Source organism: Bradyrhizobium sp. NAS96.2 (genome assembly GCF_001908235.1).
Classification (GTDB): domain Bacteria; phylum Pseudomonadota; class Alphaproteobacteria; order Rhizobiales; family Xanthobacteraceae; genus Bradyrhizobium.
This window is the reverse complement of the sequence record NZ_LGHK01000001.1, coordinates 81,343-100,593: the sequence shown is the minus strand read 5'-3', so window position 1 is coordinate 100,593 and position 19,251 is coordinate 81,343. Positions and strand designations below refer to the sequence as shown.

General features: G+C 59.0%; 17 protein-coding genes. 16 read left to right on the top strand and 1 reads right to left on the bottom strand.

Annotated features, from left to right (window positions below; genetic code table 11):
- Positions 1-347: 347 nt before the first annotated feature.
- The 16 genes from ald to AC628_RS00350 all read left to right on the top strand — a co-directional run bounded on the left by ald (position 348) and on the right by AC628_RS00350 (position 18,289).
- The gene (ald, locus tag AC628_RS00425) at positions 348-1,460 is read left to right on the top strand and encodes an alanine dehydrogenase (RefSeq protein WP_074124744.1); all 1,113 of its coding nucleotides are present in this window, start codon (positions 348-350) and stop codon (positions 1,458-1,460) included.
- A gap of 342 nt (positions 1,461-1,802) precedes the next feature.
- Positions 1,803-1,997 (top strand): 4Fe-4S binding protein, encoded by a 195-nt coding sequence (locus tag AC628_RS00420; protein ID WP_074124755.1) that lies wholly within the window; start codon positions 1,803-1,805, stop codon positions 1,995-1,997.
- A 202-nt stretch (positions 1,998-2,199) separates the two neighbouring features.
- Complete coding sequence (gene sufB / locus AC628_RS00415) at positions 2,200-3,696, top strand: Fe-S cluster assembly protein SufB (RefSeq protein ID WP_074124743.1); 1,497 nt, start codon at positions 2,200-2,202, stop codon at positions 3,694-3,696.
- Between the two features lie 67 nt (positions 3,697-3,763).
- Positions 3,764-4,516, top strand: a complete 753-nt coding sequence (gene sufC / locus AC628_RS00410; protein ID WP_074124742.1) for a Fe-S cluster assembly ATPase SufC — start codon at positions 3,764-3,766, stop codon at positions 4,514-4,516.
- Between the two features lie 18 nt (positions 4,517-4,534).
- Entirely contained in the window at positions 4,535-5,875 is a 1,341-nt protein-coding gene (gene sufD, locus AC628_RS00405; RefSeq protein ID WP_083632501.1) for a Fe-S cluster assembly protein SufD, read from the top strand.
- A complete protein-coding gene (locus AC628_RS00400; protein ID WP_083632500.1) occupies positions 5,872-7,119 on the top strand; it encodes a cysteine desulfurase in 1,248 nt (415 codons plus the stop codon). The genes sufD and AC628_RS00400 overlap by 4 nt, the downstream gene beginning before the upstream one ends.
- Before the next feature lie 479 nt (positions 7,120-7,598).
- On the top strand, positions 7,599-9,101 hold the full coding sequence (gene nifD, locus AC628_RS00395) for a nitrogenase molybdenum-iron protein alpha chain (RefSeq protein ID WP_074124739.1): 1,503 nt from the start codon (positions 7,599-7,601) through the stop codon (positions 9,099-9,101).
- Between the two features lie 68 nt (positions 9,102-9,169).
- Entirely contained in the window at positions 9,170-10,726 is a 1,557-nt protein-coding gene (gene nifK, locus AC628_RS00390; RefSeq protein ID WP_074124738.1) for a nitrogenase molybdenum-iron protein subunit beta, read from the top strand.
- Positions 10,727-10,823: 97 nt separating this feature from the next.
- Positions 10,824-12,497: a nitrogenase iron-molybdenum cofactor biosynthesis protein NifE gene (gene nifE, locus AC628_RS00385; RefSeq protein WP_074124737.1), complete on the top strand. Its 1,674-nt coding sequence runs from the start codon at positions 10,824-10,826 to the stop codon at positions 12,495-12,497.
- A 9-nt stretch (positions 12,498-12,506) separates the two neighbouring features.
- The gene (gene nifN, locus AC628_RS00380) at positions 12,507-13,913 is read left to right on the top strand and encodes a nitrogenase iron-molybdenum cofactor biosynthesis protein NifN (RefSeq protein WP_074124736.1); all 1,407 of its coding nucleotides are present in this window, start codon (positions 12,507-12,509) and stop codon (positions 13,911-13,913) included.
- Positions 13,910-14,305, top strand: coding sequence for a nitrogen fixation protein NifX (gene nifX, locus AC628_RS00375; protein ID WP_074124735.1), 396 nt, complete (start codon positions 13,910-13,912; stop codon positions 14,303-14,305). The genes nifN and nifX overlap by 4 nt, the downstream gene beginning before the upstream one ends.
- A gap of 7 nt (positions 14,306-14,312) precedes the next feature.
- Complete coding sequence (locus tag AC628_RS00370) at positions 14,313-14,783, top strand: NifX-associated nitrogen fixation protein (protein WP_074124734.1); 471 nt, start codon at positions 14,313-14,315, stop codon at positions 14,781-14,783.
- Between the two features lie 9 nt (positions 14,784-14,792).
- Positions 14,793-14,993 (top strand): CCE_0567 family metalloprotein, encoded by a 201-nt coding sequence (locus AC628_RS00365; protein ID WP_074124733.1) that lies wholly within the window; start codon positions 14,793-14,795, stop codon positions 14,991-14,993.
- A 14-nt stretch (positions 14,994-15,007) separates the two neighbouring features.
- A complete protein-coding gene (gene fdxB, locus AC628_RS00360) occupies positions 15,008-15,334 on the top strand; it encodes a ferredoxin III, nif-specific (protein ID WP_074124732.1) in 327 nt (108 codons plus the stop codon).
- Positions 15,335-15,724: 390 nt separating this feature from the next.
- The gene (locus AC628_RS00355; protein ID WP_074124731.1) at positions 15,725-17,428 is read left to right on the top strand and encodes a carbon-nitrogen hydrolase family protein; all 1,704 of its coding nucleotides are present in this window, start codon (positions 15,725-15,727) and stop codon (positions 17,426-17,428) included.
- A 450-nt stretch (positions 17,429-17,878) separates the two neighbouring features.
- Positions 17,879-18,289, top strand: coding sequence for a Rieske (2Fe-2S) protein (locus AC628_RS00350; protein WP_074124730.1), 411 nt, complete (start codon positions 17,879-17,881; stop codon positions 18,287-18,289).
- Between the two features lie 10 nt (positions 18,290-18,299).
- On the opposite strand, the gene AC628_RS00345 is transcribed toward AC628_RS00350, so the two are convergent.
- Positions 18,300-18,890, bottom strand: coding sequence for a hypothetical protein (locus tag AC628_RS00345; protein WP_074124754.1), 591 nt, complete (start codon positions 18,888-18,890; stop codon positions 18,300-18,302).
- Positions 18,891-19,251 lie beyond the last annotated feature (361 nt).

Below are 19,251 nucleotides of genomic sequence, written 5' to 3'. Positions count from 1 at the left end.
TCCCCATAGCGCCTGCAGCACCGCCTCACGTTCCCTTAAGCGCGGTTTCCTCCCTTGGAGGCTTTCGGACGCCGGCCGCCGAATACGCGGCGCCGTCCCTCAAGCGGCCGGCGTCCGAAACCCTTCACATCATCGGACCTCTTCGTTGCTTTATGGATCGTTCTCGACAGTTGCTCGACGTGGCAAGCTCCGCAAGGATGTCATATCGATCCGTCCGGGACCCGTTTGTCCGAAATCCTGCGTAACAGCTTAGATGTTGCAGAATTTCTGCGCCATCTGGCCGCCTCCTCATCAGTATTGCAGCGTCCTTCCGACTAAAAGGAATGCTGAGGCAGGGAGGATTGCAAATGAAGCTCGGTGTTCCCAAGGAAATCAAAGCGCACGAATATCGCGTGGGCCTGACCCCGGGAGCCGTCCGCGAATATGTGGCAGCCGGCCACAGCGTGATGGTCGAGACCAACGCCGGCGCGGGGATTGGCGCAACCGACGACAATTATCGCAACGCTGGCGCAACTATTCTGGGGTCCGCGCGTGAGGTATTCGCCTCGAGCGAGATGATCGTAAAGGTCAAGGAACCCCAGCCATCCGAATGGGTTCAGCTGCGAGAGGGCCAGATCCTCTTCGCCTATCTGCATCTGGCTCCCGATCCCGAGCAGGCCGAGGGACTACTCAAATCCGGCTGCACCGCAATCGCCTACGAAACCGTGACTGACCCGCATGGCGGCCTTCCACTGCTGGCGCCAATGAGCGAGGTCGCGGGCAGGCTGGCGATCGAGGCGGCAGGTAGCGCCCTGAAGCGGTATGCCGGCGGCCGGGGGCTGTTGATCGGTGGCGTGCCCGGTGTTCCGCCTGCTCGCATCGTGGTGATCGGCGGAGGTGTCGTCGGAACGCATGCGGCACGCATGGCGGTGGGTTTGGGTGCTGAGGTTACGATCATCGACCGCTCGATACCGCGGCTTCGTGAGCTGGATGAACTCTTCGAGGGACGCGTACGTACCAGGTTCTCGACAATCGACGCCGTGGAGCAGGAGGTCTTTGCGGCGGACGTCGTCATTGGAGCGGTGCTTGTTCCGGGCGCCAGCGCACCGAAACTTGTTAGCCGCGGCATGTTGAGCTCGATGCGGAAGGGAGCGGTGATCGTGGATGTCGCTATCGATCAGGGCGGCTGTTTTGAAACGTCACACCCGACAACCCATGATGATCCAACTTACGAGGTGGACGGCATCATTCATTATTGCGTAGCCAATATGCCTGGAGCTGTCCCACTGACATCGAGCCAGGCCTTGAACAACGCCACGCTGCCATTCGGCTTGGCGCTCGCGAAAAAGGGATTTGCTGCCGTGCTCGAAAATCCGCACCTGCGCGCGGGCCTCAACGTCCATCGGGGCCGGCTGACTTACAAGGCTGTGGCCGAGAGCCTCGGCCTGCCATTTTCGCCGATCGAACAGGCTGCGGCCTGATCCCAGAGGCCCTTAAGGGCGTTTCCTCCCTGACTTCGGCCACTCATTTGGAGTGGCCCTTTTTTTGACCCCATCGACCTCTTGAGCGCGGATTGAATTGCTCTGGAACGTAGAGCCAATTCGGTCAGCAATGATAGCTGCGCGGTGCGGGCGGCGGACCGGCTACGAGCTGAACAAGGACAGCATCGAAATCAAGCCTTGGGATTGCGTACTGTAGGGTTTGCGACAAGCTGTCCAAGCTGCAACATGCGACGGAAAATAGCCGAGACAAATCAAGGCTCGGCGCTTGGCATGAGGCTTGAAGGGATGAAGCCGTCCCGCATCTCCTGTCCAAGGAACCGCATGGCTTACAAGATAATCGCGTCCCAGTGCACCGTCTGTGGCGCTTGTGAGTTCGAATGCCCCAACGCCGCAATTAGTCTCAAGAACGACATCTATGTGGTCAATCCGGCGAAGTGTACCCAATGCGATGGGCATTTCGACGCGCCACAATGCGCGGCTGTCTGCCCGGTGCCCGACACCTGTGTGCCGGCCTAGAGGAGTGGTCGATGAGTGGGTCCTCGGCGCGCATCAAAGTCAAGACGCGATTGGAGTTAGCGAACTATGTGATCGGTCGCTTCGTTCGGCCCGTCTTGAACCCCGAACTAGCGACTTACGCGATCGCGTTTGCGGCTAGGAGAGCACGCCGCAGTTGGCGCTGGAAATTGTCGGAATCGTCCCAGGGCGAGCGGAGCGGGCAATGGTAGCGGCACAAGAGACGGCTGAGCGCGTCGCTCGCATCGGCGTCGATCAGTATCGATATGGTTTTGAGACCCTGATCGAATCCGACAAAGCTCCGAAGGGGCTGTCGGAGGACACCGTCCGCTTCATCTCCGCAAAGAAGAATGAACCGGCCTGGATGCTGGAGTGGCGCCTTCAGGCGTATCGCTACTGGCTGACGATGACTGAACCGACCTGGGCCCGCGTCCACTATCCGCAGATCGATTACCAGGACATCTACTATTACGCGGCGCCGAAGCCGAAGAAACAGCTCGCCTCGATCGACGAGATCGATCCGGAAATCCTCAAGACCTACGAGAAGCTTGGCATCCCTCTGCGGGAGGTCGCGATTCTCGAGGACGTCGAGCCGCCGCCCGGCGGCGAGCAGACGGCGAACCGCAAGATTGCGGTCGACGCCGTGTTCGATTCGGTCTCGGTTGCGACCACCTTCAAGGCGGAACTGAAGAAGGCTGGCGTGATCTTCATGCCGATCTCGGAGGCGATCCGCGAGCATCCCGAGCTGGTGCAGAAGTATCTTGGAACGGTGGTGCCGATTTCCGATAATTTTTTCGCGAGGCTGAACTCGGCGGTGTTCTCTGATGGCTCATTCGTCTACGTGCCGCCGGGCGTGCGCTGCCCGATGGAGCTGTCGACCTATTTCCGTATCAACGAGCGCAACACCGGCCAGTTCGAGCGTACGCTGATCATCGCCGACAGGGGCTCCCACGTCTCCTATCTCGAGGGCTGCACCGCGCCGCAGCGCGACGAGAACCAGCTGCACGCTGCTGTGGTCGAGCTCGTGGCGCTCGACGACGCCGAGATCAAGTATTCGACGGTGCAGAACTGGTACCCCGGCAACTCGGAAGGCAAGGGCGGCATCTACAATTTCGTCACCAAACGTGGCGACTGCCGCGGCAGGAATTCCAAGATCTCCTGGACTCAGGTCGAGACCGGTTCGGCGATCACCTGGAAATATCCGAGCTGCATCCTGCGCGGCGATTATTCGCGCGGCGAGTTCTACTCGATTGCGATCTCAAACGGTTTCCAGCAGGTCGATTCTGGCACCAAGATGTTCCATCTCGGCAAGAACACGTCGAGCTGGGTCATCTCCAAAGGCATCGCCGCCGGCAAATCGCGGAACACTTATCGCGGTCTTGTCAGCGCAAATCGGAACGCCGCTGGCGCGCGCAACCACACCACCTGCGACTCGCTTCTGATCGGCGACAAATGCGGCGCGCACACCGTTCCCTATGTCGAGGCCAAGAACTCCTCGGCGACGTTCGAACACGAAGCGACGACGTCGAAGATTTCCGAGGACGTGCTGTTCTACTGCATCCAGCGGGGAATGTCGCAGGAGGAAGCTGTCAGCCTCGTCGTCAATGGCTTCATCAAAGAGGTGCTGCAGAAACTGCCGATGGAGTTCGCAGCCGAGGCGCAGAAGCTGATCTCGATCTCGCTCGAGGGATCGGTCGGATAATGACGGCTTTAGCGAGCCCAGCCAAAGTGGCTTGCCGGTCCGATGATGTACGTCAGGGATAGCTCGAATGCCGTTACTGGAAGTCAGAAATCTGCACGTTTGTGTCGAGGGTCGCGAGATCCTCCACGGGCTCGACCTCACGGTCAATGCGGGCGAGGCGCATGCCATCATGGGACCAAACGGCTCGGGAAAATCAACGCTCGGCCACGTCATCACAGGCAAGCCCGGCTATCAGGTCACCGCAGGTCAGATCCTGTTCAAGGGCGAAGATCTGCTCGCGCTGGCGCCGGACCAGCGCGCCGCCAAGGGTATCTTTCTTGCCTTCCAATACCCGGTAGAGATTCCAGGCGTGACCACCATGAACTTCCTGCGTACCGCGCTCAACGCGCAGCGCAAGGCGCGTGGCCAAAGCGGATATTCGACGCCGCATTTCCTGAAGAAGGCTCGCACGGTCGCCAAGCAACTCAACATTCCGCAGAGCATGCTGAAGCGGGGCGTCAATGTCGGCTTTTCCGGCGGCGAGAAGAAGCGAAACGAGATTTTGCAGATGGCGCTGTTCGAACCCAGTATGTGCATTCTGGACGAGATAGATTCTGGTCTCGATATCGATGCGCTGCGGATCGTGGCCGAGGGCATCAACGCAATGCGCTCGCAGGACCGATCGATGATTATGATCACGCATTATCAGCGGCTTTTGAATTACGTCGTGCCCGACGTCGTGAACGTGATGTCGAAAGGGCGGGTTGTGAAGAGCGGCGACAAGCAGCTCGCGCTGGAGCTCGAGGCCTCTGGCTACGCCCAATTCGAGAACGCGGCCTGACGCGCAGGGGATTTTCCGATGGATCTGGTTCTGGCTAAAGCTATGCCGGAGGATAAAGCCAATGCGGAACGGGCGGCGGACAACGTCTTCGCGGCTGCGCGCGGGCGCTTGCCCGGCGTGGGTCGTATCGCCGACATTCGAGCGCGAGCATTTGAGGCTTACGAGCGGGTCGGCCTGCCACACCGGCGCGTCGAAGAATGGAAGTACACAGATCTGCGCGTATTGATGCGCGATGTGCTGCTGCTCGCTGACACGCCAGATGCGTCCGCGCTAAGGAGGGCGCAGGCTGCGGTCCAGCAAGCGGCATTCAAAGGCGCAATCAAGCTGGTGCTGGTTGATGGTGTGTTCGTACCCAGTCTGTCTGATGTGGCCAAGCTCGGAAAAGGCGTCATCGTACGGACGCTGCGCGAGGTTTTGGAAAGTTCGGCGAGCGACGCAATGGCCGGCTTGGTGCTGTCGACGACCGCTGATGCGATGATCTCGCTCAATACTGCGATGGCAACTGATGGCGTCGTGGTGACGATCACGGAAGGCACGGCACTGAGGCGTCCTCTTCATGTCATTCACGTCGCAACCGCCTCCGCCGCATCTCACTTTACACGCTCGTATCTGCACCTCGACGATCGCGCGCAGGGAACCGTACTGGAAAGCTTTGTCGCGGCCGAAAGCGCAGGCGGCTATCAGGCCAACAATGTCAAAATCGTGCTGGTTGGCAATCAGGCTGGCCTCTCGCATCTTCGCGTGAGGGCAGATGCGCCCGACGCAGCGAATATCTCCTCGGAGATCATAGCAGTTGGTTCCAGGGCCAAACTCAATCTGTTCGACATGGCCCGCGGCGGCGCCGTCAGCCGCTATCAGGATTTCATCACGCTGGCGGGCAAGGAGGCCGAGCTGTCCATGAACGGCGTCAACTTGCTCATGGAGAAGCAGCACGCAGACACGACACTCGTGGTCGATCACGCCGCGCCGCATTGCGTTAGCCGTCAGAATTTTCGTGCGGTCGCTGATGGGGCCGGCCGCTCGGTGTTCCAGGGGCGAATCATCGCTCGTCCCGACGCGCAGAAGACCGACGCCAAAATGACGATGCGGGTGCTGCTGCTGTCAGACCAGGCCGAGGCCGACAATAAGCCAGAGCTCGAAATCTTTGCCGACGACGTGAATTGCAGCCACGGAGCGACATCAGGCGGGTTGGATGAGAGTCTCCTGTTTTACTTGGGCGCTCGCGGTCTGTCCGAGAACGATGCGCAAGCGCTGCTGATTCGGGCGTTCCTTGGTGAGGCGATTGAGGGGATCGCCAACGATAATTTGCGCGATTTTGCGACCGCGCAAACCGACCACTGGCTCAAGGCGCGGCGATGAACACGCATCCTGCGGTTAGCAATGGTGGCTACGACGTCGATCGTCTGCGCAAGGAGTTTCCCGCGCTCGCCACGATGGTCCATGGCCAGCCGCTGGTTTATCTTGACAATGCCGCATCCGCGCAAAAGCCCAGGGTCGTACTCGACCGTATGATGCAGGCATACTGCAGCGAATATGCAAATGTGCATCGCGGGCTGCATTACCTCGCCAACGCCGCGACCGAGGCCTATGAGGGCGCGCGGGCCAGGGTAGCGCAGTTTGTGAACGCACATCGAACCGAAGAAATCATCTTTACCCGTAGCGCTACCGAGGCGATTAATCTGGTTGCTCAAACTTTTGGCCGTGAGCGCATCATGCCGGGTGACGAGATCGTTCTCTCGATCATGGAGCACCACTCGAACATCGTACCGTGGCACTTTCTGAAGGAGCGCCATGGTGCCGTGATCAAGTGGGCGCCGATCGACGACGAGGGCAACTTCCTGATCGAGGAGTTCGAAAAGCTCCTTAACTCGCGCACCAGAATCGTCGCGATCACCCAGATGTCGAACGCGCTCGGCACGCTGGTTCCGGTAAAGGACGTGGTCCGTCTCGCGCATGCCCGCGGCATTGCGGTGCTGGTCGACGGCTCACAAGGGGGCGTCCATCTGGATGTCGATGTCCGCGACATTGATTGCGATTTCTACGTCATGACGGGCCACAAATTGTATGGGCCAACGGGCATAGGCGTGCTTTACGGCAAATATGCCAATCTGGCGACGATGCCACCGTTCAATGGGGGCGGTGAGATGATCCGCCAGGTTTCGCGCGAGGGCGTGATCTATGGTGATCCACCGCACCGGTTCGAGGCAGGCACGCCGCCGATCGTCCAGGCGATCGGTTTGGGCGCGGCTATAGATTTCATTAATTCGATCGGCAAGGCGCGGATCCGCAAGCACGAGAGCGCGCTGCTGGCTTACGCGCAGGAAAAGCTGCAGAGCATCGAGTCCCTGCGCCTCATCGGAACGGCGGCAGAGAAGGGCGCGATCATGTCCTTTGACATGAAGGTCGCGCATCCGCACGATATCGCGACCGTCATTGACCGCTCCGGGGTCGCGGTGCGCGCCGGGACTCATTGCGCGATGCCGTTGCTCGCGCGCTTTGGCTTGCCTGCGACGTGCCGCGCTTCCTTTGCTCTTTATAACACATATGAAGAGATCGATACGCTCGCGCGCGCGCTGATCAAGGCGGAGCGCCTGTTCTCCTGAGCGGCCGAGCTTGCCGCGATCTGGCTCGCTGTGCGGCCCGACGAGATTGCGCGGCGAGCGGTATGACCATGCAGGATGTGCGCAGCTCCGCGACCGACGAAGCTGAGCACTTACCGGCGTTTTTGGCGCCTTGGTCCTGGCGAGCTCCATGGGCCGAGCTGCCGTGCGGTTTGCTCGACGCGCGGTGGCTTCGCTCAAGTCATGCCGGACCACATCCCGCATCCCGCTAGTCATCGGCGTTTTTCGTGGCCCATTCACGGCCGAGCTCGCCTTGTTTTGTTTCGAACACGGCCGAACGGACACCTGATCTGGACGAAGTGCGATGTCGGGTTCGCAACAAGCGTCCATCGCTGCGCGCGGCGCAAACTAAGTCATTGGAAATAAGATGAGTTTTGCGTTCACGCTCAGCTGGCACACACGTTGCAAAAGTCGTGGCCAAGAGCCGCCGTTGCAACAGGAAATCTTAAAAGGACATCAGCATGAGTCTCGCCACGACCTATAGCACCGCACAGATCAGGGCGCGCAACAAAGAGCTGATCGAGGAGGTGCTGAAGGTCTACCCGGAGAAGACCGCAAAACGACGCGCCAAGCACCTTAACATTCACGAGGCCGGCCGGTCGGACTGCGGGGTCAAGTCCAACATCAAATCCATACCCGGCGTGATGACAATTCGCGGGTGTGCCTACGCGGGTTCCAAGGGCGTGGTCTGGGGGCCGATCAAGGACATGGTTCATATCAGCCACGGCCCGGTTGGCTGCGGCCAATATTCGTGGGGTTCGCGCCGTAACTATTACGTGGGTACGACGGGCATCGATAGCTTCGTGACCTTGCAGTTCACCTCCGACTTCCAGGAAAAGGATATCGTGTTCGGCGGCGACAAGAAGCTCGTCAAAGTCATGGATGAGATCCAGGAGCTGTTCCCGCTCAATAACGGCATCACCGTCCAGTCGGAATGCCCGATCGGCCTGATCGGCGATGACATCGAGGCGGTCTCCAGAGCGAAGTCCAAGGAATTCGGCGGCAAGACCATCGTGCCGGTCCGCTGCGAAGGCTTTCGTGGCGTATCGCAGTCCCTAGGCCATCATATCGCAAATGACGCGGTGCGCGACTGGATTTTCGACAAGGGAGGCCCACAGGGCAAGCCGAGGTTCGAGCCGAGCCCCTACGATGTCGCAATCATCGGCGATTACAATATTGGCGGCGACGCCTGGTCGTCTCGAATTCTGCTCGAGGAAATCGGCCTGCGCGTGATTGCCCAGTGGTCCGGCGATGGCTCGCTGGCCGAGCTCGAGGCAACCCCGAAGGCAAAGCTGAACATTCTGCATTGCTACCGCTCGATGAACTATATCTCGCGCCACATGGAAGAGAAGTTCGGTATTCCCTGGTGCGAATATAACTTCTTCGGGCCTGCAAAGATCGCAGAATCACTGCGCAAGATCGCGGGCTATTTCGACGACAAGATCAAGGAGGGCGCCGAGCGGGTGATCGAAAAGTACCAGCCGCTTGTGAACGCCGTGATCGCAAAATATCGCCCGCGCCTGGAGGGCAAGACGGTGATGCTGTTCGTCGGCGGATTGCGTCCGCGTCACGTGATCGGCGCATACGAAGACCTCGGCATGGAAGTCGTCGGCACCGGATATGAGTTCGGACACAACGATGACTACCAGCGCACCGCCCAGCACTATGTGAAAGACAGCACGCTCATCTACGACGACGTCAATGGCTACGAGTTCGAGCGCTTCGTCGAGAAGATCCAGCCCGACCTGGTCGGCTCCGGGATCAAGGAAAAATACGTGTTCCAGAAGATGGGTGTGCCGTTCCGGCAGATGCACTCCTGGGACTATTCAGGCCCATATCACGGCTATGACGGGTTTGCGATCTTCGCGCGCGACATGGACATGGCGGTCAATTCGCCGATTTGGAAGAAGTTGAAGGCGCCCTGGAAGGACGTGCCAAGGCCGAAGCTCTTGGCCGCAGAATGACGCGAAGCAACCCTGCTCTCTGTCAAGAGACGGGACGACGTTAATCACGATACCTGAAAGGCTTTACCATGGCGCAGAGTGCAGACCATGTGCTCGATCACTTCGACCTGTTTCGCGGGCCGGAATACCAGCAGATGCTGGACAACAAGAAGATGTTTGAGAATCCGCGCGATCCTGCCGAGGTCGAACGCATCAAGGAGTGGACGAAGACATCTGAATATCGCGAAAAGAACTTCGCGCGGGAGGCTCTGACGATAAACCCGGCCAAGGCGTGTCAGCCGCTCGGCGCGGTGTTCGCCTCCGTCGGTTTCCAGGGTACGCTTCCTTTCGTACATGGCTCTCAAGGCTGCGTGGCCTATTACCGCAGCCATCTGTCGCGGCACTTCAAGGAGCCGAGCTCCTGCGTCTCCTCTTCGATGACGGAAGACGCTGCGGTATTCGGCGGCCTGAACAATATGATCGATGGGCTCGCCAACAGCTATAACATGTACAAGCCCAAGATGATTGCGGTCTCCACCACCTGCATGGCGGAGGTGATCGGTGACGACCTCAACGCCTTCATCAAAACGTCGAAGGAAAAAGGCTCGGTGCCAGCGGATTTCGACGTTCCGTTCGCGCACACCCCGGCGTTCGTCGGCAGTCATGTCACCGGCTATGACAATGCACTCAAGGGAATCCTGGAGCATTTTTGGGACGGCAAGGCCGGAACCGCAGACAAGCTTGAGCGCAAGCCGAACCGCAAGATCAACCTCATCGGAGGCTTCGACGGCTATACTGTCGGCAACCTTCGCGAGATCAAGCGCATCTTCGAGCTGATGGGGATCGAATACACCATCCTCGCCGACAATTCCGACGTTTTCGATACGCCAACAGACGGCGAGTTCCGGATGTATGACGGCGGCACCTCGCTCGAAGACGCTGCGAGTGCCCTTCACGCCAAGGCAACGATCTCCATGCAGCAGTGGTGCACGGAAAAGACGCTGCCGTTCATTGCCGACCATGGCCAGGAGGTCCTGGCATTCAACTATCCAGTGGGCGTATCCGCAACCGATGAATTCCTCATGGCGTTGTCGCGCATCAGCGGCAACGAGATTCCGGAGGAGCTCGCTCGAGAGCGCGGTCGCCTGGTCGACGCGATGGCTGATTCCAGCGCGCATATCCATGGCAAAAAGTTCGCGATCTATGGCGATCCGGACCTCTGCCACGGGTTAGCTGCTTTCCTGCTCGAACTCGGCGCCGAACCAACGCATGTGCTGTCCACCAACGGCAACAAGGCCTGGGTCGAGAAAATGCAGGCGCTATTTGCGAGCTCGCCTTACGGGAAAAACTGCCACGCCTATCCGGGTCGAGACCTCTGGCACATGCGCTCGCTGCTATTCACCGAACCGGTCGATCTTTTAATCGGGAACACCTATGGCAAGTATCTGGAACGCGACACCGGCGTTCCGTTGATCCGGATCGGCTTCCCGATCTTTGACCGCCATCACCATCACCGCTCGCCGGTGTGGGGCTATCAGGGCGGCATGAACGTGCTGGTGAAGATCCTCGACAAGATCTTCGATGAGATCGACAAGAAGACGAATGTCCTAGGCAAGACCGACTTTAGCTTCGACATCATTCGTTGATGAGGATCAACGCGCGCGCGCCATCGCCGGACAATATCGGCGGTGGCAGAAGCGCAGCATGGGCAAGCCTTCCAGATAGCGTGAGAGGAAAAGCCGGATGAGTTCGCTACCAGCCACGGTCCAAGAGGTCTTCAACGAGCCGGGCTGCGCTAAGAATGCCAACAAGTCGCTAACCGAGCGGAACAAGGGCTGCACCAAACAGCTGCAGCCCGGCAGCGCCGCCGGCGGCTGCGCCTTCGACGGCGCCAAGGTCGCACTGCAACCTTTTACCGACGTTGCCCATCTGGTACATGGCCCGATCGCGTGCGAAGGCAATTCGTGGGACAATCGCGGCTCGGCATCATCGGGACCGAACTTGTGGCGCACCGGATTCACGACCGATCTGGCCGAGACCGATATTGTGTTTGGAGGCGAGAAGCGGCTCTACAAGGCGATCAAGCAGATAATCGACAAATGCAACCCGCCGGCCATCTTCGTCTATCAGACCTGCGTTCCCGCCATGATAGGCGACGACATCAACGCTGTCTGTAAAGCCGCTTCGAAAAAATTCGGCAAGCCGGTTATCCCCGTCAATTCGCCGGGCTTTGTCGGTTCCAAGAATCTCGGCAACAAGCTGGCCGGCGAGGCCTTGCTCGAGCATGTCATCGGAACGCAAGAGCCGGACTACACCACACCTTACGACATCAATCTGATCGGGGAATACAATTTGTCCGGCGAGCTTTGGCAGGTCAAGCCGCTGTTTGACGAACTCGGTATCCGCATCCTGTGCTGTATCGCAGGTGATGGCAAATACCACGAAGTCGCCTCATCGCACCGGGCGCGCGCTGCGATGATGGTGTGCTCAAGGGCGATGATCAATGTCGCGCGCAAGATGGAGGAGCGTTACGGCATCCCGTTCTTCGAGGGCTCGTTCTATGGCATCCAGGACTCCAGCGACGCACTGCGCGAGATTGCGCAGCTCCTGGTCAAGCGCGGCGCGCCGGAAGATCTGATCGGACGCACCGAGGCGGTGATCGTGCGCGAGGAAGCGCGGGCCAGGGCCGCAATCGAACCGTACAGGCCACGCTTCAAAGGCAAAAAGGTCTTGCTGATGACCGGCGGCGTCAAGTCCTGGTCGATCGTTGCCGCGCTGCAGGAAGCCGGGCTCGAACTGGTCGGAACCAGCGTGAAGAAATCCACAAAAGAGGACAAGGAGCGAATCAAGCATTTGATGGGGCAGGACGCCCATATGATCGAGGACATGACTCCGCGCGAAATGTACAAGATGCTGAAGGACGCGAAAACGGACATCATGCTCTCGGGCGGCAAATCGCAGTTCGTCGCGCTGAAAGCGGCGATGCCATGGCTCGATATCAACCAGGAGCGCTGCCACGCCTATATGGGCTATGTCGGCATCGTCAAGCTGGTCGAGGAGATCGACAAAGCGCTGTTCAACCCGATGTGGGAGCAATTGCGTCGACCGGCACCGTGGGACCGTGCGGCCGACGATAGGCAGACCCGAGCGATGGCGCAGCTCGACGTGCAGCCGATTGAGATTGTCGCCGACCGGGCACTGACGCAGAAGACCCCGCGCGCGAGAAGGATTTGCTTCTGCAATACGGTCGACCTCGGCACGATCGAAGATGCGATTCGCTCGCATAACCTGACCAGCGTCGAAGCGGTCACACAGCATACCCCCGCGGTCGGTGGCTGTTGCAGACGGCGGATCGAGGACATCCTGGCGGGCAGGCCGATCTCTTGGTGGCCGGCGACGCTGCAGGCCACGGGATAGGGTGGCGTCATGGTCCTTGTCACCGCGTCAAAGAAGGCCTGTGCGGTCAACCCGCTCAAGATGAGCCAGCCGATCGGCGCAGCATTCGCCTTTATGGGGCTTCGCGGAGCGATGCCGCTTCTGCACGGCCCACAGGGATGCACGTCCTTTGGACTCACACTGTTTGTGCGGCATTTCAAGGAGCCGGTTCCGCTGCAGACAACAGCGATGAGCGAGGTGACGACGGTGCTCGGCGGCTATGAAAATGTCGAGCAGGCGATACTCAATATCGACAAGCGCGCCGAGCCGGAGATCATCGGGATCTGTTCGACCGGCGTGACCGAAACCAATGGCGACGATGTCGACGCCTACATCAAGCTGATCCGGGAGAAGCACCCGCAGCTCGACAAGCTTCCTCTGGTCTATGTCTCGACGCCCGATTTCAAGGACGCATTCCAGGACGGCTGGGGGAAAGCGGTCGTGCGTATGGTCGAGGTGCTGGTTGAGGCGCCGGCGAGGGGGGCCGAGCGCAATCCTGCGCAGGTAAATGTGCTTCCTGGATGTCACCTCACGCCAGGTGATCTCGACGAACTGAGGATCATCTTTGAGGATTTCGGCCTGCAGCCATCGTTCCTGCCCAACCTGGCGGGTTCGCTGGATGGGCATATTCCCGATCGCTTCACGCCAACGACGACCGGCGGCATTGGGATCGATGAAGTCGCGCGCATGGGCCGAGCCGGCTGGACAATTGCGATCGGTGCGCAAATGCGGCGGGCGGCAGAGGCCATGCAAGAGAAGACCGGGGTGCCGTTTCGGCTGTTTGAGCGGCTGTGCGGCCTAGTTCCCAATGATGACTTCATGGCTTTTTTGAGCGAGATCAGTGGCCGCCCTGTTCCAGCAAGGTATCGGCGCCAGCGCGGGCAGCTCGTCGATGCGATGCTGGACGCGCATTTCCAGATCGGCGGCCGCAGACTTGCGATCGGCGCGGAACCTGACCTGTTGCTTGACCTATCCAGCATGCTGCACGAGATGGGCGCCCGTGTAACGGCGGCCGTGACGACCACGCAGTCGACGGTGCTGGAGCAGATCAAGACCAAAGAGGTGCAGATCGGCGATCTGGAGGACCTGGAAGAGCTTGCCAGGACCAGGAATTGCGATCTGCTGATCACGCATTCGCATGGTCGGCAAGCCGCGACGCGCCTTAAGATTCCGTTCCATCGGGCGGGTTTTCCGATGTTCGACCGGCTCGGGGCAGGACACCAGCTATCGGTCGGCTATCGGGGCACGCGCGAACTGATCTTTAATATCGCCAATCTGGTGATCGCCGACCGCGAGGAAAATCATGCCCCGACGCCCGATAGCTGGCGGGGCTCGACGCTGCCGTTAGGACCCAGCCGACGAAGTCCTGTCGGCTCAACAGAGAGGTCGATTGCATGAAAGTTGCATTCGCTACCCAAGATCTCAGGCGCGTCGATGCCCATTTTGGCTGGGCGAAGAATATCGCCGTCTACGATGTCGGGCCAGGCGGGCACGTATTTCTGAAAGCGGTTCAGTTCGACGGCGAACTGAAGGAAGACGGCGACGAGGACAAGCTGGCGCCCAAGATCGAAGCGATCAAGGATTGCGCCATCCTCTATGTCGGTGCCATCGGAGGCTCCGGCGCTGCGCGAGTGGTGGCCAGAAACATCCATCCCATCAGGGTCAACAAGCCAGAGAGTATCCAGGTGCTGCTCGAAAAGCTCGAGCGCGTGCTGAAGGGCAGGCCCCCGCCATGGCTACGAAAAGCCTTGGCCAAGGACAAGAAGCGTACATTCGATTTAGACGAATGAGGATCACATGACCGAGGCTGCAGACGTCATGCAACCCGCTGGCGGGTTCGACGCACCGTTCGTCAAAGAGCTGGTCAGGATTTGGAGGGCTGAGGACATGAGCGGGGCCTGGGCCGGCAAGAGCGATCTCGATCTCCTCGAGCCTTATATTCTGGACAAGGAGAAGCGACGCGCACTGCCGGTCATCGGCGATCCCGATCCGGACACGGTCTGGCGGCTCGAGCTGTTCTTCAACGCCGTCGCCCTTTCGATCGAGAAGGCGACCGACGTGATGATCCAGCCGATGCTGAAGATGCACCATGAGGGCTTTGGTCGCATGGTGCTGATCGCGGGGCGCCTGATCGCGGTGAACAAGCAGCTTCGCGATGTGCATCGCTTCGGATTCGAAAATCTCGCAAAGCTTGCCAGCGAAGGTAACAAGTATGTCCGGGATGGAATCAAGATGATCAGGAAATTCCCCGAAGTTGCGAACTATTGAGGGCCGCGCATGGGCGATCGCGAGATACTAATGGCAGAATTGAAGAAGTTGTCGTCCAAAGCGCTGCAGGCCAAAATGGATCTGCACGACCTTTCGGAAGAATTACCCGTCAACTGGACTTCGATCATGACGGTCGCCCAGAAAGCGCACGATGCCTACGCCGAACTCGAGCGCCGGAGCCAGGACCTGAAGGCGTTAGACAAGGCGTAGAGGGGATCCCCATCATGTCATTTGCAACGCGCGACGGGCGCGACTGGACGCCGGACTACCTGAGCGCGATCGATGCCAAGAAGTGCATCGGCTGTGGCCGCTGCTTTAAAGTCTGCGGTCGTGACGTCATGACATTGAAGGGTATCAACGAGGACGGCGAACTTGTTGAACTCGACGACGATGATGAGGTCGAGAAGAAAATCATGGTCATGAATGACCAGGGTGCCTGCATCGGCTGCGGCGCCTGCGCCAGGGTTTGTCCGACCAATTGTCAGACCCACGTTTCCGCAAACGCGGCTGGAGCGCATATGTCCGCCTCTCCATTCTTAGGCCCATCGTGAACCCGATGAATGGACTACGCAACTTTGGAGCCGGGGTGTTAGCACAGACTAGGCCAGCGCACTCGAATGGAGCTCACCTAATTGCCGAATAAAGGAGCAAGCCGATGGAGCGGTTGCCCATCAACTCGCTCTATCGGCAAGACTCCCCCCTTAACAATTGCAATGGGGCGCCTCGCGAAAATCGCAACACGACAAACGGCCTGGATGCCGCCCTGGGTTGGCTGGTCCGATCGAGCCATCTATCTGTTCGCGCCGCGCGCTTAAGTACGCATCTAAAGACAGCGAGCCAAATTTGATGGAGGCTGACTTACGTTCTCCTGCACCGGAAGAATAGAACATGTAGGCGACCGCCGGTTTAACGGTCGTTGTCGATGCACGATGGAGCGTCGTATGAAATCTTATGAATATCGCGCCGCTGCGGTGCAGACCCTCGCGGTGCTTGGAAATGTGGAAGCGAATCTTGAGATTTGCGCCCACTACATCAAACTGGCGGCACTTCGGAGAACGCGATTGATCGTGTTTCCCGAGTGCATGAATGTTGGATACCTGTACGACTCGATCCCTCATGCGCGGCAAGTGGCCGATCCGGCTAATGGACGGTTCGTGAATGCTCTCGCAAAGCTTGCGCGTGAGTATGACATGTTTATCGCCAGCGGCATGACGGAGTGGGATCCAACGGCGGAGAAAGTCTTCAATGCAGGCGTCCTTCTCGACAGGAGGGGAGACCTCGTCGTGCACTATCAAAAGCAGTTTCTTACGACGCACGATCAGAACTGGTTCGCGTTTGGCGAACGCGGCTTTCCCGTCGCGGAGACCGAACTGGGTCGCATCGGCCTGATGATTTGTTTCGATGGACGCATTCCCGAGATACCACGTTGCACGGCGCTCGGCGGGGCGCAAGTGATTGTGGATATGGCCAACTTCTTCCTGATCGATCAGGCTGACATGTGGCGCCCGGCCCGGGCGTTTGAGAACGGCGTCTGGATTTGTGCGGCCACCAAGTCCGGCCAGGAACGCTCGATCTACTATCCAGGCGGAAGCATGATTGTCGACCCTGCCGGAAATCTTCGGGCGAAGGTTGCTTACGATACTCATGGCATGGCCGTCAGCGACATTGATCCGACCCTTGCCGACAACAAGCGGCAACCGCTCGGTTCGGACAAATTCGCAGATCGCCGTCCTGACACCTATCAGGTTTTGACTTTACCCTATGACGAGACCGCAGTCGCCGAGGTCAGCAAACGACCGATCATCCCTGGCGAGATGGCATTCAACATGGCAGCCGTGCAGAGCCACGTGTCCGAGGCGCATGTCACTTCGCTCAACCGAGTCTTTGAGCAGGTCGGACATGCCGCGCGTTTCGGAATTCAGCTTATGGTGTTGCCGGAATACTTCGCTTCATCGAACTGGCGGGTCGACGCCGCTGAGGCTAAACGTCTGTCTGCTGAAAATGGAGAGCTTCTCGAGAGATTTGGCTTGCTGTGCCAGGCCAACGGGTGCGCGATATTGGTGCCTAATGTCGAGGAGGTGGATGGTCGTCTTTATCCAACGTCATTCCTTGTCGGACCCGAAAGCAAGGTGCTGTTCTCCTATCGCAAGGTCCACCTTTTCGCCGACGAACGTTCTTGGGCCACTGCTGGCTTCGAGTATCCAGTGAGCGACACTCCGTTCGGACGAATCGGAATCATGATGGGTTATGACGGAATGTTTCCCGAAGCAGCGCGCTGCCTCGGGACAAATGGTGCCGATGTGATCTTGTGGCCGGCCCGACTACAGGATCGTAAGGAGCGTACATTGCTCGCAGTGCCGCGGGCCGTAGATAACCGTTGCGCCCTAATCATGGCCAATCGCGTCGACGCGCCATTCGGCGGCGGCAGCTTGGTTGTTCCTCCTGCTCAGTTCCCAGTTTGGAATGTCGACGTCGCTACACCGAACTATCCTGACATGCACAAGGTCGTTTTCGACTTCGTGGAGATCAGCAGTGCGCGGCAAAAGAACCTTATGGCAAACGTGCACATGTTCGCGAACCGCCGACCGTGGACATACAACGCATTGGTCGACAAGCCTTTTCGGACAAACCTCGATACTCAATAGACAGCGTTGATTGCATGAAAGGGCCGTCGCGTACATCCTTGCCATCGAGCCGCCCATTGTTGGTCGGCGACAACACGGATCCCTCCTGATTTCCCCAACTCATCCACGAGTCAAAGAGTTCTTGCAGGAGAGAAATGCCAGTCACGACCCTCCGGTTCGCATAACATTGAAGACCGTATTTGGATACCGAAGTGCTGATTTAGCTCGTCCACGGACTTGGAAAAGTCGGCAGGCCAAAAGGAAAGCTATTTCCAGTAACCGCGGAGATGCGTCTGTGGTGCGCTACAGAGCCGAATGCTCGCGCAGACCAGTCGATCGTTGTCCGTCCGCAATTGGTTTCGGACGTCGCTTGCGGCGCCGTGAGTCGGGCTCCTCAGAAAGGCGGGCGGTCCGGTACCGCCATGATTTTTGTGGGCCTGACGCAGGGTGGTCAATGAAAGGTGTGTGGTTATGACCAAGCAAGGGGTTGAGCCCAATACCATCTACGCCATTTGTGGCTTCAATGACATTCCAAGCCGCCGGGCCATGGGCTTCCATCTCATGATCGTCGGAGACGACGGTAAGCACAGGCCGTGGTCCATCATTGTGGTGCGTTGGGGCAAAAAGGTGCTTGGCTATCTCAACAAATGCCCACACAACGACGTCAATCTGGACTGGGAGCGCAACGAATTCCTCGATCCATGCGGAATCCGGCTGATGTGCGGCAAGCATGGCTCAACCTTCGAGCTTGGCACTGGCCGCTGTGTCGACGGCCCTTGTAAGGACAGAGAGCTCACGCCGGTCGCGTTGACGGTTCTGGACGGCGATATATGCGTCATCGGCGTGCGACTTGTCGAGGAGGATCGCGCCGGCGAGAGCTGAAGCGGCGCGCTCAGACCGGCCGGTTCTCGTTGCGGTTCTTCACAGGCGCCATTCTCTTCAGTGCGTCTTCGTAAGAAATCTCATCATAGGACGCATCGAGCTCCTTTGCCGCGTCGAGCAGGTAGTCGAGCTTGCCGCCCGCGTCCAGCTTTTTGATGTCATCCTTGTTGACCCCGACCAGGTCCATCATCTCCTTCCAGACTGTGGATTCATCGCATGGCAGCACGTGGAAGGTGACATTGCCCAGTTTGGTTCGGTATTTCGCCAACAGGTCAATGTTGTTGCAGAATATAAAATAGCGATCCTCCGGGCCGAGCGCGCCGTCCAGCACGTTTGCGACGTCAGCAAGATAAGCGAGGGAGTGCAGATAGCCGGCCAGCACCGGAATAGTGCTTTCCCCTTCCTGGGCGACCGTCAGAACCTGCTCGATCGAATAATCCGGCGGCCGCTTCTCGTCCGCGACCTGCACCTGAAACTTCAGTGCGATATCGCCGCGAAAGCCAAACCGGCCCGGCCTAGTGGTCCCGCCTTTGAGTACGGCGTTGAGCAGGCGCCCCTCCTTTTCCAGGCGGCCGAGCGGGGTGTTCTCGATTGCAGTCATGAAGATCGTCCTCAATCTGAGCTGATTGCCGGACACGTTTTCGCCGGCGAGACCATCAATGCAAAGGTCTTGCCGTTGCAAGCGCAGCAATTCATCGGGGTATTCCTGGAGAAATGCGCAACGAGGCTGCGATCGCCGAACAAGCGCGTCAGAAACGCGACGCGCGTTGCCGCATCATTGCTTCGAAAATGTAAGCATTGTCGGACCGCGTGGGCTACAGCGCATATGGATCTGCTTCTTTTGTTCGGTTCGGTCGTAACGCTGGTCGTTTTCTAATTGCAGCGCTGTGTGGTTTGGTCCGCCAGCGCCCTCCGGGGCACGGGCCTATCCATTCCTGGCGGCAGCGTTCGGCGTCCTCCTC

Bases quoted from the DNA above. Each gene is read 5' to 3' on its own strand.
- ald (WP_074124744.1), top strand. From the start codon at position 348: ATGAAGCTCGGTGTTCCCAAGGAAATCAAAGCGCACGAATATCGCGTG.
- AC628_RS00420 (WP_074124755.1), top strand. From the start codon at position 1,803: ATGGCTTACAAGATAATCGCGTCCCAGTGCACCGTCTGTGGCGCTTGT.
- sufB (WP_074124743.1), top strand. From the start codon at position 2,200: ATGGTAGCGGCACAAGAGACGGCTGAGCGCGTCGCTCGCATCGGCGTC.
- sufC (WP_074124742.1), top strand. From the start codon at position 3,764: ATGCCGTTACTGGAAGTCAGAAATCTGCACGTTTGTGTCGAGGGTCGC.
- sufD (WP_083632501.1), top strand. From the start codon at position 4,535: ATGGATCTGGTTCTGGCTAAAGCTATGCCGGAGGATAAAGCCAATGCG.
- AC628_RS00400 (WP_083632500.1), top strand. From the start codon at position 5,872: ATGAACACGCATCCTGCGGTTAGCAATGGTGGCTACGACGTCGATCGT.
- nifD (WP_074124739.1), top strand. From the start codon at position 7,599: ATGAGTCTCGCCACGACCTATAGCACCGCACAGATCAGGGCGCGCAAC.
- nifK (WP_074124738.1), top strand. From the start codon at position 9,170: ATGGCGCAGAGTGCAGACCATGTGCTCGATCACTTCGACCTGTTTCGC.
- nifE (WP_074124737.1), top strand. From the start codon at position 10,824: ATGAGTTCGCTACCAGCCACGGTCCAAGAGGTCTTCAACGAGCCGGGC.
- nifN (WP_074124736.1), top strand. From the start codon at position 12,507: ATGGTCCTTGTCACCGCGTCAAAGAAGGCCTGTGCGGTCAACCCGCTC.
- nifX (WP_074124735.1), top strand. From the start codon at position 13,910: ATGAAAGTTGCATTCGCTACCCAAGATCTCAGGCGCGTCGATGCCCAT.
- AC628_RS00370 (WP_074124734.1), top strand. From the start codon at position 14,313: ATGACCGAGGCTGCAGACGTCATGCAACCCGCTGGCGGGTTCGACGCA.
- AC628_RS00365 (WP_074124733.1), top strand. From the start codon at position 14,793: ATGGGCGATCGCGAGATACTAATGGCAGAATTGAAGAAGTTGTCGTCC.
- fdxB (WP_074124732.1), top strand. From the start codon at position 15,008: ATGTCATTTGCAACGCGCGACGGGCGCGACTGGACGCCGGACTACCTG.
- AC628_RS00355 (WP_074124731.1), top strand. From the start codon at position 15,725: ATGAAATCTTATGAATATCGCGCCGCTGCGGTGCAGACCCTCGCGGTG.
- AC628_RS00350 (WP_074124730.1), top strand. From the start codon at position 17,879: ATGACCAAGCAAGGGGTTGAGCCCAATACCATCTACGCCATTTGTGGC.
- AC628_RS00345 (WP_074124754.1), bottom strand. From the start codon at position 18,890: ATGACTGCAATCGAGAACACCCCGCTCGGCCGCCTGGAAAAGGAGGGG.